At 39.5% G+C, this 16988-nt stretch carries 16 protein-coding genes; 7 read left to right on the forward strand and 9 right to left on the reverse strand.

Going from position 1 to position 16988, the window contains the following annotated elements:
• Window positions 1–553 precede the first annotated feature (553 nt).
• The 4 genes from H6G75_RS24580 to H6G75_RS24595 all read left to right on the forward strand — a co-directional run bounded on the left by H6G75_RS24580 (window position 554) and on the right by H6G75_RS24595 (window position 3080).
• The gene (locus tag H6G75_RS24580; RefSeq protein WP_190982556.1) at window positions 554–1528 is read left to right on the forward strand and encodes a hypothetical protein; all 975 of its coding nucleotides are present in this window, start codon (window positions 554–556) and stop codon (window positions 1526–1528) included.
• Window positions 1529–1683: 155 nt separating this feature from the next.
• On the forward strand, window positions 1684–1950 hold the full coding sequence (locus H6G75_RS24585; protein WP_190982557.1) for a hypothetical protein: 267 nt from the start codon (window positions 1684–1686) through the stop codon (window positions 1948–1950).
• An 8-nt stretch (window positions 1951–1958) separates the two neighbouring features.
• Complete coding sequence (locus tag H6G75_RS24590) at window positions 1959–2183, forward strand: hypothetical protein (protein WP_190982558.1); 225 nt, start codon at window positions 1959–1961, stop codon at window positions 2181–2183.
• 54 nt (window positions 2184–2237) lie between these two features.
• Window positions 2238–3080 carry a NifU family protein gene (locus tag H6G75_RS24595; RefSeq protein WP_190982559.1) on the forward strand — a complete coding sequence of 281 codons (843 nt, stop codon included), beginning with the start codon at window positions 2238–2240 and terminating at the stop codon, window positions 3078–3080.
• An 89-nt stretch (window positions 3081–3169) separates the two neighbouring features.
• On the opposite strand, the gene H6G75_RS24600 is transcribed toward H6G75_RS24595, so the two are convergent.
• From H6G75_RS24600 to apcB, 4 genes are all read right to left on the reverse strand, one after another.
• Entirely contained in the window at window positions 3170–4405 is a 1236-nt protein-coding gene (locus tag H6G75_RS24600) for an LL-diaminopimelate aminotransferase (RefSeq protein WP_190982560.1), read from the reverse strand.
• A 212-nt stretch (window positions 4406–4617) separates the two neighbouring features.
• Window positions 4618–6795, reverse strand: coding sequence for a Z1 domain-containing protein (locus H6G75_RS24605; protein ID WP_190982561.1), 2178 nt, complete (start codon window positions 6793–6795; stop codon window positions 4618–4620).
• 7 nt (window positions 6796–6802) lie between these two features.
• Window positions 6803–7267, reverse strand: a complete 465-nt coding sequence (locus H6G75_RS24610) for a hypothetical protein (protein WP_190982562.1) — start codon at window positions 7265–7267, stop codon at window positions 6803–6805.
• 296 nt (window positions 7268–7563) lie between these two features.
• Window positions 7564–8073: an allophycocyanin subunit beta gene (gene apcB, locus H6G75_RS24615; protein WP_190982563.1), complete on the reverse strand. Its 510-nt coding sequence runs from the start codon at window positions 8071–8073 to the stop codon at window positions 7564–7566.
• A 356-nt stretch (window positions 8074–8429) separates the two neighbouring features.
• On the opposite strand from apcB, the gene glnA reads away from it, so the two are divergent.
• Window positions 8430–9845: a type I glutamate--ammonia ligase gene (glnA, locus tag H6G75_RS24620; RefSeq protein ID WP_190982564.1), complete on the forward strand. Its 1416-nt coding sequence runs from the start codon at window positions 8430–8432 to the stop codon at window positions 9843–9845.
• 150 nt (window positions 9846–9995) lie between these two features.
• On the opposite strand, the gene H6G75_RS24625 is transcribed toward glnA, so the two are convergent.
• Window positions 9996–10196, reverse strand: a complete 201-nt coding sequence (locus H6G75_RS24625; RefSeq protein WP_062297512.1) for a hypothetical protein — start codon at window positions 10194–10196, stop codon at window positions 9996–9998.
• A gap of 297 nt (window positions 10197–10493) precedes the next feature.
• Here H6G75_RS24625 and H6G75_RS24630 point away from each other — a divergent pair, with 297 nt between their 5' ends.
• Complete coding sequence (locus tag H6G75_RS24630; protein WP_190982565.1) at window positions 10494–11393, forward strand: ferritin-like domain-containing protein; 900 nt, start codon at window positions 10494–10496, stop codon at window positions 11391–11393.
• Between the two features lie 35 nt (window positions 11394–11428).
• Here the strand turns inward: H6G75_RS24630 and H6G75_RS24635 are convergent, their stop codons facing one another.
• Both H6G75_RS24635 and patX read right to left on the reverse strand, forming a co-directional pair.
• The gene (locus H6G75_RS24635) at window positions 11429–11884 is read right to left on the reverse strand and encodes a hypothetical protein (RefSeq protein WP_190982566.1); all 456 of its coding nucleotides are present in this window, start codon (window positions 11882–11884) and stop codon (window positions 11429–11431) included.
• A 329-nt stretch (window positions 11885–12213) separates the two neighbouring features.
• Window positions 12214–12453 carry a heterocyst-inhibiting protein PatX gene (gene patX / locus H6G75_RS24640; protein ID WP_190982567.1) on the reverse strand — a complete coding sequence of 80 codons (240 nt, stop codon included), beginning with the start codon at window positions 12451–12453 and terminating at the stop codon, window positions 12214–12216.
• A 673-nt stretch (window positions 12454–13126) separates the two neighbouring features.
• Between patX and H6G75_RS24645 the strand changes: the two genes are divergently transcribed.
• Window positions 13127–13933, forward strand: coding sequence for a choice-of-anchor W domain-containing protein (locus H6G75_RS24645; RefSeq protein WP_190982568.1), 807 nt, complete (start codon window positions 13127–13129; stop codon window positions 13931–13933).
• 153 nt (window positions 13934–14086) lie between these two features.
• Here H6G75_RS24645 and serS read toward each other — a convergent pair whose 3' ends face one another.
• The gene (gene serS, locus H6G75_RS24650; RefSeq protein ID WP_190982569.1) at window positions 14087–15367 is read right to left on the reverse strand and encodes a serine--tRNA ligase; all 1281 of its coding nucleotides are present in this window, start codon (window positions 15365–15367) and stop codon (window positions 14087–14089) included.
• Between the two features lie 176 nt (window positions 15368–15543).
• On the reverse strand, window positions 15544–16833 hold the full coding sequence (locus H6G75_RS24655; RefSeq protein WP_190982570.1) for a Glu/Leu/Phe/Val dehydrogenase: 1290 nt from the start codon (window positions 16831–16833) through the stop codon (window positions 15544–15546).
• Window positions 16834–16988 lie beyond the last annotated feature (155 nt).

Genomic DNA, 16988 nt, shown 5'->3' on the forward strand with positions numbered 1-16988 from the left:
ATCCAGGTGATCAGCGTTGTAGAGTCTCACCTGTTTTTGATGTTTATTCTTCACCATAAGGGATTTTTTTATTATATTTTTATTTTTTCAAAAAAAATTAATTATCTTAAGGATGATGTAAATATGATGCAGAGGCAATAATAGTTGAAATTTTGATAGTTTAAATAGGTATTTATAGCTATCAAATAATATATTTAGTTTACTAGTGATACAGAAAATAATTTTAATCAGGAGAGTATAGAATTTTGATAATAATATTGTTAATTCTCCTCTAGATTTTTGAAAATAGAGTGTTTTATAGTAAGGAAACTGGGGAATAAAGTATGAAGTGTAAAGTCTGAAGTCTGAAATTTATGCTTTGATGTCTCACTACAAACCACAGCATCAATAAGTTACCCATAATTAATTGCTCTCCAGCTAAATGTATGGGTGTATTTATTCATACTTCACACTTCATAATTCACACTTTAATAGCCTTTGGTAGTGAGGAAATTTGTGTGTATTTTTAGGGCGGGAATCGAGTAATTTTCTTAATAGCTAGAGTAGGGTAATTATGACACCTAGCATTACAGATTCGGCAGTGAAAGCAGCTGTAGCAGCGATCGCTTCGGAGTCAGCAACGACAGCAGAAAAAATCCAGATGCTCATCGAAATGGCACAAGGGTTTCAAAAGAAGCCGAAAACTGCCCAGGATTTGCGAAATGCAGTTGGATTGTATTATCGTGCTTATGAAATGTCTGGGAATGAGTATCCACTGCTCAAAGCTAAGGCGCAGGTGGGAATGGCTGGAACTTTGCAGATTATTCCCCACACGGATACAGAATTGCTGCTACAAGCCAAGGCTGGTTATGAAGAAGCATTACCAATCTTACAAGAGTTAGCCACGCCGGAGGAAGTTGCAGAGGCGCAGATGAATTATGGCTTGGTGTTGCAATCTCTAGCGCCGTATAATTTAGCGCGAATTAGTGATAGTATTCAGGCTTATCATGAAGCTTTGCGGGTGTTTACCTGGGAAAATTACCCGCAAGATTACGCGATTTTATACAACAATATTGCGATCGCTTACCTGTCGATGCCAATGGCTTCAGAACGGGAATATTTACGCCAGGGGTTAGCTGTGCAATCATTTGAAGTTGCCTTAAAGCATATTAATTTGATTGACCATCCTAGAGAATATGCCATGCTGCAAAACAACTTGGGGAATGCTTTGCAGTATTTAGTTAGTTCTCATCCTATCGATAATAATTTAAAGGCGATCGCAGCATACAATGAGGCGTTAAAAGTGCGTAATTCTAGGGATACACCTTTAGAATATGCTAACACAATTTCTAACAAAGCTAACGCCTTATTCAATTTACCTGATAATCCGGAAAAGCCAGAATTAGGTAATCCTAATAATCTTTTACAAGCACGTAATTACTATCAAGAAGCTTGGTCAATCTTTACCGAATATCAGCAGTTAGAACAAGCTGAGTTAGTCGTGCAGGCATTAAAAGATGTAGAAGGAGAAATTAGGGCTAGTAGTTAGGCTTATTGTAAGGAATTCAGGAGTCAGAAGATTTAAAGAATCAGGGGAATATTTGGTAAATGAATATTCTAGTTATGTAACAGTCATTATAAATTCTGAATTCTGACGATTTATTAACGAACCGCAAAGGACGCAAAGAGCGCGAAGGAAGAAAAATGAGTGAGTTATTGAGCAATTTTAATGTGAGTGATTTTCTCACGAGTATGGTGTCTAGTGACATCAACATAGTTACTGGATTTTTGTGGCTAATTATCGCAACAGTTATCTCGATGATTGGCGGTGCAATTGGCGGGATGATTTTAGCAGGTAAAGATATTGGTTATTCTTTTTCGGCAATGTTAGGGGCGTTATTTGCTCCGGCTGGTGCAATTCCAGCAATACTTTTAGGTTTTACTTTATTAACTTTGTTAAATAAATACTAGGAGGAAAAATGTTTCAATTAGGTTGGTTTTCTGCTAAGTTATTTTTCCGGGGTAAGCTATTACGCGAACCTATGTATTTTATTCAGCGCACTGCAATTGGAATTGGTGCTGGTTTGCTATCACTATTATCACTCGCTCAAGCAGAAATTCCTTTATGTATTCCCATCACTATATCTAGTTTAATTACAGGGTGTTTGATGCCTTTTTTACTGAAAGATTTCAAAATGAAATAATGAATTATTCAACAGCCTCCATCATTTCACACTTCACACTTCATACTTTTATTGATGACCAACCTCGAAGAATTTATTGCAGAAATTAACCGCTTTGAGGCAATTATATCTGAGTGGGATGAAAGTCAAAGGTGTGTAGCTGTCGGTTTAAAACGAGCAATTGAAGCTTTGCATAAAGAAGCACTGACAAGGTTAATTAAAAGCCTGAAACAAGAGTCAGTGTCAGCTTTGCGCCATGCTGCTGATGATGAAGTTGTGTATGCAGTTTTGCTATATCATGACTTAGTTAAACCACCGCTACCACCAATATTACAACGCATTCAAGCTGCCCTTGATGAAGTACGTCCAGGGTTAAAAAGCCACAATGGAGATATAGAATTAGTTGCTTTTAAACCACCAGATACGGTAGAAGTTAGGTTAATCGGAACTTGCAGCAGTTGTCCAGCTTCCAATTTGACTTTATCTCAGGGAGTCGAACAGGCAATTAAAAATTATTGTCCAGAAATTACGCAAGTGGTTGCAGTTGGCGATCGCTCCACGGGAGATAATAGCAGTACTGGTTTAACTACTCCTTTTCCGCCCACAATTACAACTGCTTGGGTGAGGGTAGCAACAGTAGAACAAATTCCCGATGGGGGGATATTGGCAAGTAAAGTTGGCGGACATTCACTGATTTTATATCGTCAAGGCGATCGCATTACCTGTTACCGCAATGCTTGTTCTCATCTCGCCTCACCATTGGACGGCGGAAAGGTAGAAAATGGCATCATCACCTGTCCTACTCACGGGTTTCAATATCAACTAGATACAGGGAAATGTTTAACTGCTGATGTCCCTTTACACTCCTATCCAGTTCAAATTAAAGGTGATAAGGCGTTTGTCAAAATTTCCCGATAATCAGGATGTAGGTGTCTAAAATCCTACACCAAGTCTCAACCAAAAATCTTTGTGCATCAGTTCTGGTGGGCATTGCCCACCACAAGTTTCTACACCTTAAACTTTTCTGTAATTCGCTTCATCGCTTCTTCGACATTTTCCCGGCTGTTGAATGCGGAAATGCGGAAGTAGCCTTCACCCGCAGCACCAAAGCCAGAACCAGGTGTACCAACTACATTGCAAGTATGCAGCAATTTATCAAAGAAATCCCAACTTGATAACCCATTGGGAGTTTTTACCCAAACATAAGGCGCATTGACACCGCCATAAACTGCGAGTCCGGCGGCGGTGAGTTTTTCTCGAATAATTTTGGCGTTTTCTAAATAGAAACTTACCAAAGCCTTGGTTTGTGCTTGTCCATCTTCAAAATAAACTGCTTCCGCACCCCGTTGCACAATATAAGACACGCCATTGAACTTGGTAGACTGGCGGCGGTTCCACAGTTTCCACAGTTCCACATCGGAACCATCTGCGGCTTTGGCTGTTAAGGTTTTGGGAACGACAGTTAAAGCACAACGGGTTCCGGTAAAGCCTGCATTTTTAGAAAAAGACCGAAATTCGATCGCACAATCTCGCGCACCTTCAATTTCGTAAATAGAATGAGGTAAGCTCGGATCTGTAATATAAGCTTCGTAAGCTGCATCAAAGAAAATAATTGAACCGTTGGCTTTGGCATAGTCTACCCAAGCTTTGAGATGTTCTTTGGTTGCAGTTGCACCAGTGGGGTTATTGGGGAAACAAAGGTAAATTAAATCAACTTTTTCCTGCGGAATTTCCGCAGTGAAGTTATTTTCTGCTGTCACAGGCAGATATACTAAACCTGCAAACTCACCTTTATCATTAGCTACACCTGTATGACCCGCCATCACATTGGTATCTACATATACAGGATACACAGGGTCAGTGACAGCAATGACGTTGTTGTTACCAAAGATATCGAGAATATTACCAGTGTCGCACTTGGAACCATCAGAAATAAAGATTTCTGAGGCATCGATGTCTGCGCCGCGTGCTTGAAAATCCTGAGCCGCAATTTTTTCCCTTAACCAAGCATAACCTTGTTCTGGCCCGTAGCCTTTAAAAGTTGCGCGATCGCCCATTTCTTCCACAGCTTTAATCATCGCTGTGCGGCACGCTTCTGGTAAAGGTTCGGTAACATCGCCAATTCCCAAACGAATAACTTTAGCATTAGGGTTAGCTTCCGCAAAAGCATTTACCCGCCGCGCAATTTCCGGGAACAGATAGCCAGCCTTCAGCTTCAGGTAGTTGTCGTTAATCGTCGCCATATTAGATAGTGAAATACGCACTACAACAGCTTACAGCTAATTGCTCTTAGGGATAGCAGTCTGTCATAACTCGATTATTCATTCACTAACACTCACTAAACTCACCAGTCTAAACTAGTTTCTGCACTATGGCGTTAGAAGCACATCAATTTAAACTTACTAATAGTGAGTGTATAGAATTACTATTTAACCTAAAATAGCATTTTCATCGATTACTCATCTTCTGCATAATTAAACATTAAAACAAATTTTTGTTTAGGTAATACCAACATAGGTAGATAAATAGGATGTTCATCCCACCCTTTATTTTTTTCTCCTTTGTGATAGCAAATAATCAAAGTTGGAACATCAGGATATTTCTTTTGGGCATCTTTTGACCAATCACCGGTACCGAAGCCGTATTGTGGAAACCATTTAAAAGGCTCTTGCCTTTTCATCTCTAATCCTTCTTTATTGTTTCTTTTACCTCTGCGAACGTTTAAACGACCTTTTTTCAAACCCTTTGATTTCATATCTGTTAATGCTTTGATAACACGTTGATTTTCCCATACTTCGGAGGGAACATAATAACTTTTTGTATAACTGATTATCTCAATAATAAACTCTATATTTACCTCGACATATTCTTCGTCATTTTGATATTGAATTAAAAGATTTGTGATTTTTTGAAAATCATCCTTAATTTCTTCTTGTTTATAAACTGGACTTTGAGGAAAAATCAATTTTCCTGGTTTTAATACATTAATGACAGAGGGATCTAAAACATTAGAGCGAGTCGGTTTAAGATTTCCTCCTATCCAGACAGGTTGAATTTGAATGTTATTAATATCTTCTCCTATAGCTTGACGCATTGCTTCATCTGCTTCGTGAATTGAGCGAAAAGACTCAAGTATATGCTCTGCTAAAAAGAGACGAGTAACATCTTTTAATTGTGGACGATAACCATACATTCGAGCGTGTTGATGAACTGTATCGATTACCTTTTGTTTTGCATCACGCCCATAGTAAGTTACCATTAACCCGTCAATTGTTACTCCTCTACCTAATCTATTACCACCGATTAGTATATTCATACCAGGATTATAGTTAGGCTCTTTATCAGGGTTATTTGCATTAATTATTTTAGGTATTGCACGTCTTAGCTGAATTTTTAATTCATCTATTAGTTCATTGAATGGTGGTAAGTTATCAACAGTTTTATTCAATTCTTCATAAGCTTGCTCTAACCATTTTATGGCTTGTTTGTTTTTCGTTGCTGAATTCTTCTCTCTAATCGCTTGATCTAAATTAATTACAAATTGACTAATAACTTTCTCTAAGACGTTATGAATATCTTGTTTATAACAAATATGAGCAAGAAAAGAATATGTTGCATCTTCTTTATCAGAAGATAGCATTTTATAAGTTGAACCTAGAAAAAAGCAACAAAGTGCAAACCTCAATCCATCAGGAATTATCCATTGATTACCAGGGTTTTCACCTTTTTGTTTCTTAAGTTCGTTAATTTCTTCAGCATCTACAATACAACAGTAGTTACTTTTTTCAGTAAAAAATAATTCACCTCCCATATAACTCTCTCCTGGTTCTGGTAGTGCTGCACAAAATTGTGGACTACAAGGATGGGATAGTTTTTGCAATAACAAACTTTGAGGAGTCGCAGTAACTTGAATATAAATATGATTGGCAACTTCTTGACGTATCTCACCTATGTGTACAAAAGTTGAACTGTCAGAAACCACATCTTTTCCGTGTTTAGCCTGTTTAGATTCATTCGTATTTAAACTAGCGTTGTCTGCTTCATCATCAAAAATTAATGTGGGAAAATTTTTAACTTTAGCAGTTTTTAAAACTATCAATAATCTCTTCAAGTGAGAGATATTTTTTGTTGTAACTAAAACCACACCTGTATCTCTGATATAGGGTGTAATTTTAGTTTTTGCAAAATTAACTGGGTCTTCTTTCCATGCTTCCCAATCAAAAATAACAGGGCCTCCTTCGATTTGATTATTAAAACGGTTTGCAGTTTGTTCTCCTAACCATGTATTGTTAGAGGTTAAGACAATAAAACAACGAAAATTATTTTCATGAGCCAGTGCTAAAGTTGCAATAGTTGTATTAGTTTTACCACTTTGAACTCGACCATAAATAAGTCCGGTTGTACCATTTGGAATAGGGTCTTGTCCTTTATAAAGTTGACCGACTATCCCTTTGCTATTTTTTCCAACATCACCAACACCAAAGTTTGCTGAATAAACATTGACACAATTTTGAACAACTTCAATAGCAGTCTCTTTAAGCTTATTTGTTTCTTTCTGCCCAATTTTTTTCTCTAATTTTTTAATTAATCTATCAATACAGTCGCCATTTATTTCAATAGGAGTATGTGTCATAAGTTTTTTATGCTGATAAAATTGCATCTGGCCAATTATTTTGAGGGATTGTCCGCTCTAAAGGAACTCTCCCTGTACCTTTAACATAATAGCTTCCTCTTAGTTCTCGCTTCACAGAAATACGCTGATTTGCTAAACCCTCATTTTGATCCAGGATTGTCCATAATTGTTCTTCTGATAGACAACAAATCCCATCTCGATGACAAATTAAGGCTATAAAAAGTTTGATATCAGGATAGCTTTTATGAAAGCTGATCAGTGCAAATTCTTCCTGTGAACTGAAGCTAAATGACCAAGAGGAATTAGGTTTTTTTGATATTTTAAATAAAATAGCGGATTGTTTATTTTGACTTTCAGTGAGATAAAGAGACGGATGAATGCAAGATAAATAACTTATGGATACATGAGATGTTCCTTTAAGGAGTCGTAGAAAAGCCGCACCATGCAAAAATTCTAGATCATTAATGCTCATGAAACTATTGGCATTAGTCATACATTATGTATTATAGTATACTTTATAAGCATAGTATTTTTGTTCAAGGGATACCTGCTGCTAACAATGCTTGAACAACTGCGACATGATAGATATTTCTGACAGACATCGGTTGAAGATTACTCCTCAAGTACAATAGCTGTAAAAAAAAAGCGATCGCTTCTTCTCAAACACAAGAGGCGATCGCTTTACAAAAATTTAGATAGCAGACATATATTTTAGGTTGACAAGCCGAAAACAAAACTAGTCCTTAGCCTCTAGTCTCTCTCTCAGCTTTAAACATCCTGCTCGCTTAACTCGCGGGTGATATGGTCAAAAGGCTCTTCAACAAAAGCTGCATTAGTTACGCCTGCTGCTGCTACTTGTTCCTTGACGATATCCTTCATGATTTGCACACCACGAACCGTCGGCCCAATAGGTACACCTAAAGAATTGTAAGTTTCTCTCAAGCCTTGTAATACACGCTCATCTAACACATTGGTGTTACCTGCAACTAGCGCATAAGTAGCGTAGCGGAGGTAATAGTCCATATCGCGTAAACAAGCCGCATAACGACGAGTTGTATAGGCATTTCCACCGGGACGAATCAATTCTGGTAATTCTTCAAATAATTTAGAACCAGCTTGCTTGACAATTGCAGCCGCATTTGAATTGATAGCAGCCGCCGCTTGTACCCGTGCTGTACCACTTTCAAAATAGGATTTCAGACTGTCGATCGCATTCCGGTCAAAATAACGTCCAGCTACGTCATAATTCTTAATTAAAGTTGTAACTGCATCGCGCATTCCTTTTCTCCCAATCGTTACTATCTATGGTTTGATATTTATTTGGCTGCACTTACGCACCAGTAAATTTTTGTGCTATTTAAAATAAGTTCTGCACAAAAACAATCTATCCGCTACTTAAGGATTCTATGCCAAAGTTGCCCCCGATGAAATGAACTTTCTTGTTTTTACAGATGCCGTGCGAAAGGTTAATATAACCTGTAATCCAGGGAATCTGTAACAAAGACTACATAATTATGTAATCTCAAATCTTTACGATAATCCAGGTGTGTCACAACTTGGTGCGGATCAGTAGGGTTAGAATGCTTTGGCAGATTCTGGTTTTACAATAGGAAATTGGCAGAGAAGGAGTAAAAATGACAACCCCACAAGAAGTCTTGAAATTGATCCAAGACCAAAACATTCAGATGATTGATCTGAAATTCATCGATACACCAGGAACATGGCAGCACTTGACCGTGTACCATAACCAAATCGATGAAAGTTCATTCACTGATGGCGTACCTTTCGACGGTTCCAGTATTCGGGGTTGGAAAGGTATTGAAGAATCAGACATGACAATGGTGTTAGATCCCAACACAGCTTGGATCGACCCATTCATGGCAGAGCCAACCTTAAGCATAATTTGTAGCATTAAGGAACCCCGTACAGGGGAATGGTACAACCGTTGTCCACGGGTTATTGCTCAAAAAGCTGTTGATTATCTAGTTTCTACTGGTATTGGTGATACTACTTTCTTTGGCCCTGAAGCTGAATTCTTCATTTTTGATGATGTCCGCTTTGACCAAACCGCCAACTCCGGCTACTACTATGTAGACTCTGTAGAAGGTCGTTGGAACTCTGGTAGACAAGAAGGCCCCAACTTGGGTTACAAACCACGCTTCAAAGAAGGTTATTTCCCAGTTTCGCCTACCGACAGTTTCCAAGACATTCGGACAGAAATGTTGCTGACAATGGCAAAATGTGGTGTCCCCATTGAAAAGCAACACCACGAAGTTGCAACTGGTGGTCAGTGCGAACTCGGCTTCCGCTTTGGTAAGTTAATTGAAGCGGCTGACTGGTTGATGACTTACAAATATGTCATTAAGAACGTAGCTAAGAAATACGGCAAAACCGTTACCTTCATGCCAAAACCAATTTTTGGCGATAACGGTTCCGGTATGCACTGTCACCAGTCCATTTGGAAAGACGGCAAGCCTTTATTTGCAGGCGATAAGTATGCTGGCTTGAGTGAAATGGCGCTACATTACATTGGTGGCATTCTCAAACACGCACCAGCACTATTAGCTATTACCAACCCCACAACCAACTCCTACAAACGCCTAGTACCAGGTTACGAAGCACCTGTTAACTTGGCTTACTCCCAAGGAAACCGTTCTGCTTCTGTGCGTATTCCTCTCTCTGGCACTAACCCCAAAGCAAAACGCTTAGAGTTCCGTTGTCCAGACGCTACATCTAACCCTTACTTGGCATTTGCAGCTATGCTTTGTGCTGGCTTGGATGGTATCAAGAACAAAATTGATCCCGGCGAGCCTCTAGATAAAAATATCTATGAACTGTCTCCAGAAGAGTTGGCAAAAGTTCCTTCTACCCCAGGTTCTCTAGATAAAGCATTAGCCGCCCTAGAGAATGACCACGCCTTCTTAACCGAAACAGGCGTATTCACAGAAGACTTTATCCAAAACTGGATTGACTACAAACTAGCTAATGAAGTTGAGCAGTTGCAGTTACGTCCTCATCCTTATGAGTTTTATCTCTACTACGACTGCTAATTGCAACCTGTAGTGATTTCTAAGCCACCCTTTAGGGGTGGCTTTTTTTATGAATTAACACTTTTGCCAACTCTTTAATAAAGCAACAGCAGTAATGGGATAAAAACTTTTACCCTATCACTGTAACCTTTCCCCTGTCACCTACTAACTTTAGCTCATTGCAGCATGACTACTGCCATAAATTGTGCGTGTAGTTTGGTCGATCTTGCCTTGAATGGGATTCCAATAATGGGACACTTCTTCAGGAAGACCAAGTTCTTGTGCAGAACGCATCAGCATTGATTGTTGACGGTTTTTAACTTGCTGATATTGACGCGCCATCAATGCACGAGATTTTTCTTGAATAGACATACTTCAGTCCCCCTTAAGGTTTAGTTATATTTTTTAGCTGATAGTTCTTTCATTTATTAATATAGCAAAAATTCTGTAGCTTAAGCTACCGTTTTGATTTTAACGCTAAAAAAGAAATAAAACTTAATATTTAGGTGACTGAAATGAGTATTTTTGCGTGAGGGAAAATCCCAAAAGTCATGAATTGCTGATATTTTTACCAAAAATTACCTTTAGAAAAATCAATCATTTCCGTTTCCGGCAAGTAAAGAAAAACTAAGATAGCATCAAAAATGATACTTAAGAAAACTTCACACTATGACAGTTACTTATCCACGGAAATTTCAGGGGAATCTAGGTGCGAGAGATATCTTAAAACGGGTAGTTAGCGATCGCGAATTACACCTGATAACCCTAAATCGCTACCGTTACAACGAACAGCGCAGTTGCAAAGACTTAACAGAAGTAATTGAAAAACTCAACGGACAGCCACGAGAACTGATCAAGGATTTATCTCACCACATTGCAGATGAAGCGCGTCATGCCATGTGGTTAACCGATTTACTAATAGACCTGGGAGCTAATGTCGGCAATCCCCCTGGAGTGAGTTATATTGATGAATTCGAGCGATTGCTTGACAAAGATAGTTACGAAGCAAGCGATAAATTAGAAGATGGTCTCATTGCCGCCTTGGCAGCAATTAACGTTACCGAAAAACGCGGTTGTGAGTATTTCTCTGCCCATATTTATGCCCTCAAACAAGCACCACAGACAGAAGAAAACATCAAAATCCGCGAAACTATCGAAAAAATTCTGCCAGAAGAAGCCGGACACGTCCGTTGGGGAAACCGTTGGTTAGGCAAAATAGCCGATAAAAGTCCAGAACATCGGCAAAAAGTCGAGCAAGCCAAGCGCAAATATGCCGCAATTGAACAGGCTGCTTATGAGTCAGGTATGGATATTACTCTGGGTGCAGAACTTCGAGGTGTAACAAGACTGGTGGAAGTAGCCAATACCATGCCACTCTGGGAACGTCCCCAATACCTAATGGAACGCCTACCACAAACCTTGTTTGCACCGGAGTTGCAATTTATTAGAATTCAAGCAGCACAAAAAGCTTGGCAGCGTAACCCACAAGAATTTATGGAAAAGTTTGTGCCAATGTTCATCAACGGCATCAAAAAGAGCGAGATAGAAACAGAGAAAACTAGTGTTTAAATTAATAAAGGCGAACAAATGTTCGCCTTTATTAGCTACTTCAAAGGAGGCAAATTATTCGGGTCAATGCCTTGAGATGCAAGATAAGCCATTAATCGTTCTTTTTGCTGACATTCTTGTTCAGCGCGTTGACGTTCTTGTTCAATATCAGAGAGAAATTCCATGACGATCGCAGGTACTTCACCATCTAAATTAGGAGTATAACTTTTGCGATCGCTGATAACTTGATTTACTGCTGGAACATAAACCCAATCAGGTGCTTTTAAAATCAATTGTCCATTGACAGTTGCACAAAGACCAAAATTCGAGGCTATCAACATCTGTGATTGAATAAAACCACTAATTTCTAGGCTTTCACGCAACGCACCAGCCAAAATTGGCTGATTGGTATTCTCCACAGGTTTATCGTCTAAATGATAATCATTGGGTAACGCTTCCCAAGAGATTACCATGTCAGTTGGCGATTTAGCTGCACTGAGTTGGGTTGCCATAATACAGCATCAATATTAGTTTTTTCTTATGTTACCGCTCCCGGCACGAAGATGATGCGATCGCACTGAGAAACGGGTAGATGCCAAGTTCAACAATATCTCAATGAAACTTCCTGGATTTTAAAATTTAAAATCTCAAAAAATTTTCAAAAAACAAGAAATTATCTGATTGAAGGAATAGGTGATTTTAAGAAAAGAAGGGCAGAACTACTGCGATGATGTTAAATTTCTTTGAGGATAAAATGTGATCTAATTGCTAGAAATTGGGGAAAATGCTTTGATTTTTATTGGATTCTTTGATCAGTCGCTGATTTTAGCCTAAAAGAATTCTAACCAACAGGAAAAGCATTATTCAGAGACTCAATTAAATCTCTGCGTCCACTACCGCGATGAGGTGTCGGATTTTCTGGCTCATTTGATTTGGGTTTAGGTTTTGGTTTGGCTGATAACAACATTGTGCCTCCTGTCTCACCAATTAGCGTATGTGAGCGATTTAAACTGTCTGAACCGTTAAATACCAAAGAACCGAGAACCACACTAGAAACTAAAAGCGAAAATGTAACACGCATGGCAGATATTTCTTTTGAACTCTAATATTCACTGCTACTGAGTTTCTGAATGTGTATCCGGAGAATTTATAAAATAGTATTCTGTTTGACAGAAAGAAATTGAGTTTGACGTTAAGTAAATACCCCTTAATCACCCACAGACCAGCATCACCAATGATGTTCACCCCCAAGAGTGGGTATATGTTTTGCTGGTGTGCAAGGTGAAATTTAACTTTCATTGTTAGATACAAGCTGTCAGTTGGGTAATTCCAGAAATATCAAGATTCAATTTGCCAAGCTCAAACCAGCTCTTGCTCCCCCAGCTTGCTCAGAGTCATGGAATATTTATTGACTTTAGAAGTTCCTAGATGAACACAGATGATATTTATCAAGCTGTTAGTTGCATACGTACGTATATTTGATTAAAAAGTTAAAAATTTATCTTATATAAAGTTTCAATCAAAATTAGCTACTAGTTATCGACAGCAGAGATGACTTTGTTTTACTCTGAAAACACAAAACATCACCTATCTCTATTACTGGTATATAAAAAACTCTACTCATCAACATACTTAGTGAACCGCAAAGCTAAAAATTGATGAGGACTGGATTGTTTTACTGAGTAAAAAATAGAACTAAATATTATCAGATGCAGACTACTAAATTGTCGAAAATAGCTGTTTGTGGAGAATGTATGTCATTTTTAACCAAATACCGAGCTAATAGTCAATTATTATTGACCCTAGGGTTAATGATATCGGGATTATTGATATTACCTAACCCAGCAAAAGCGGTTACAATCGCGCCTCTAACATCACAAGATGCTAACCCAGGCTTTGATGACACAGACTTTAATTTACTCCTAGACCAAGGAGATTTTAAGGAGTTGTTTGTTGCTGAAGCTCGAATTGGTAACAATGGATTTGGTGGCAACGGTGAGCGGGAATTAGGGATTAATCGAGATGTGAGAGCAACTGTAAATCCAGGACAACCTGTGGCTAAAGCAGATTTAGTCTGGGGTAATGGTAAAGTTTGGGATTTTAGTTTGGAATATACAGGTAGCAAGGTAACTTACAAAGTGTTTGATGCTAACCAAACTTTCCAATTAATGACTCAAGAATTTAGCGGTGCTGTCACAGATATCTTTATCCGCACCTTTGCTAATAAAGGTAGTGGTAGTAACCTTCAAAACGCTGTTTCTTTAACTAATTTAGTTCTTAATGGTACAGCGTTAGGCAGTTTAGCATCGGCAAGTACAAATACTACAAAAGACTTAGATTATCTCCATCTCACTGGTCTTTCTGCACCCTTTACACTAACTGGTAAAACAGCATTTAGCTGGGTTGGTGCTGCACCTGCTCGTTCTAACCTAGCCTTCCAAATCAAAGTCGGTACTTCTCAATCAGTTCCAGAACCTAGTACTCTTGCGGCTATCTTCTTGGCTACAATGACAGGTGCCGCAACTTTAAAAAGACAAAAGATAGCTGCTCAAAAAGTTTAAATTGATTGTGTAATTTAGGCTAATCAAGATTGTCTGTAGAAACTGGGTATAGAGGTATACTTCACAAAGGGTTTCCCGACTTGAGCCAAGTGGCTTGTGTATTTATCCAAAACCCTTTCACCCCTAAACCCAATCTCCACAGATAACCTTTGATTACAACACCTCGCGCCCCAAATAAGGTTGCAGTGCTTCTGGTATCAAAATCGTCCCGTCTGGTTGCTGGTAATTTTCCAAAACCGCAGCCATAGTACGTCCAATTGCTAAACCGGAACCGTTGAGGGTATGGACAAACTGTGTACCTTTTTTACCTGCTTCCTTAAAACGAATATCAGCTCGTCGTGCTTGGAAGTCTACAAAGTTAGAACAGCTAGAAATTTCGCGGTATTTGCCAGCCGAAGGTAGCCAAACTTCTAAATCGTAGGTTTTGGTGGAGGAAAATCCTAAATCTCCAGTACATAAATTTACTACTCGATAAGGTAGCTTTAATGCCTGTAAAATTGCTTCGGCATTACCCACCAATTTTTCTAGTTCGTCAAAGGATGTCTCAGGCTGGACAAATTTTACCAGTTCCACTTTGTTAAATTGATGCAGGCGAATTAACCCCCGCATATCGCGGCCATAACTACCAGCTTCCCGGCGAAAACAGGGAGTATAAGCACAGTGGTAAATCGGTAAGTCTTCAGCAGCGAGAATTTCCCCGCGATAGAGGTTTGTCACAGGTACTTCTGCTGTGGGAATTAACCACAAATCATCATCAGCACATTTAAAGCTTTCTTCGGCGAATTTCGGGAGTTGACCGGTTGCTGTCAGTGAGTCAGTGTTAACTAACAATGGCGGACTCACTTCTATATATCCTGCCTGAATTTGGCGATCGAGCATAAATTGAATTAATGCTCTTTCTAGTGCTGCACCAGCCCCAATTAAGCTAGTAAAGCGGCTTTGGGCAACTTTAACAGCACGCTCAAAATTGAGGATGCCTAGTTTTTCGCCGATTTCCCAGTGCGGCAGAATGTTGGGGTTTTGTGGAATATACTCGTCACCCCAACGGCGAACTTCAACGTTATTTTCCTCATCTTTGCCAACAGGTGTAGAGTCACTCGGTAAATTGGGTAAAGCGAGTATCAGTCTGTTAATTTCAGCTTTCAGTTCTTTTTCTTTTGGTTCCAGTTCACTCAACTGAGCTTTAATGGAGTTACCTTCATCACGCAAAGCTTGAATTTCTGGGTCTTGAGGATTAACACCAGATTTTATCTTTTGACCAACAAGTTTACCAATTTCGTTACTCCGAGCTTGGAGTTGACTGCGGTTCACCTCCAGTTCTCGTTGTTGCTTGTCTAACTCTAATATCGGCTGAATGTCATAATTACCGCTACGACCGTTCAACCGCTCTTGTACTAATTGGGGATTTTCCCGTATTTGCTTGATATCCAGCACAGATTTTTCTCAGTTTTTAGCCTAGAATCTTCTTGATCAATACAGTTAACATACAAAGATTCAGCATATATTAATTTTGGCTGACTAGAACTGGAAAAATCTATCAAATATCAAATTATGGAATGGTTGTAGAGATGTGCCGAGGTACATCTCTACTGAATATATATGATTTTTGATCAAGGATAAAGACCGCGATCGCTCAATGCCTGTGCTACTCTTCCTACACCCAAAGTATACGCTGCTAACCGCAGAGGCACTTGGCGAAGTTTGGACTGTTGAATTACTTGATGGTAGGCTTGCACCATCAAATGTTCCATTTCCCGGTTGACTCTTTCTTCATCCCAAAATAAGTAAGATAAACCTTGCACCCATTCCAAATAACTCACCACCACACCCCCAGCATTAGCCAAAATATCTGGTAGTACAGTTACACCCCGCGCTTCTAAAACTCGGTTGGCTTCTAGAGTTACAGGGCCGTTAGCTGCTTCGGCAATAATTTGCGCCTGTATTTGATGGACATTCTCTGCTGTAATTTGGTTTTCTAAAGCCGCCGGAATCAAGACATCGCAAGGTAAAGTTAGTAATTCAGCGTTGGTAATAACTGTAGCGTTGGGGAACCCAGCCAAATGGTGACGATTTTCGGCAGCGTAAGCTTTTAAAGCTGGAATATCCAACCCATCAGCCGCATATACCCCACCTGTAGCTGTAGAAACCGCTATGACTTTCGCGCCTGCTTGATGAAGTAGTTCAGCTGCTGCACCACCAACATTACCAAAACCTTGAATAACGACTCGTATTCCTGCTAAAGTTCTGCCTTGGTCTGCTAAAGCTTCCCGCACAATAATCATTGTGCCGCGTCCGGTGGCCTTGTCTCTACCAAGGGAACCACCTACAGATAGGGGTTTACCAGTCACAACCCCTGGGACAGCATGACCAACATTAACTGAATATGTATCCATCATCCAAGCCATTTCACGAGCAGAAGTACCCATATCTGGCGCGGGAATATCTAGGGAAGGGCCAATATCTTTAATTAGTTCGCTAGTGTAACGACGGGTAATGCGTTCTAACTCTCCCACACTATATTGTTGTGGATCAATGGCAATACCTCCCTTCGCACCACCATAAGGTATACCCAACAACGCACATTTCCAAGTCATCAACATAGCCAGTGCTGAGACTTCCCGCAGTGTGACCGCCGGATGATAACGAATTCCGCCTTTGTAGGGGCCTAAAATATCAGAGTGTTGTACCCGATGTCCTGCTAATACCCGTATTTCGCCATTATCTAGTTTCACAGGAATGGAAACTGTCACCACCTTGCGCGGGTGGCTGAGAATTTCTAGTACACCTTGGTCTAACCTTAATTCTTTCCCGGCTGCTTCTAAGTAGCTACAAGCTTGATCGAATGGGCATATATGGGCTGGCGTAGCAGCTTCCAGAGGCATTGTCGGTGTTGCAATCATAAAAGTTTCTCCTCATCGCGGTATCTTTGCGAACCGGATACATATATGCCTAGCTTATCCTCTATATTCAAAAAAGAATTATTTTCTGTAGTTTTTGTTACAATTTTGTTTTTTGTTAAAAAAAGCACAGTTCTCGTGAAATGTGCCTAATAAAC

Origin of the sequence: Nostoc sp. FACHB-280 (assembly GCF_014697615.1) — a bacterium.
Classification (GTDB): domain Bacteria; phylum Cyanobacteriota; class Cyanobacteriia; order Cyanobacteriales; family Nostocaceae; genus Nostoc_B.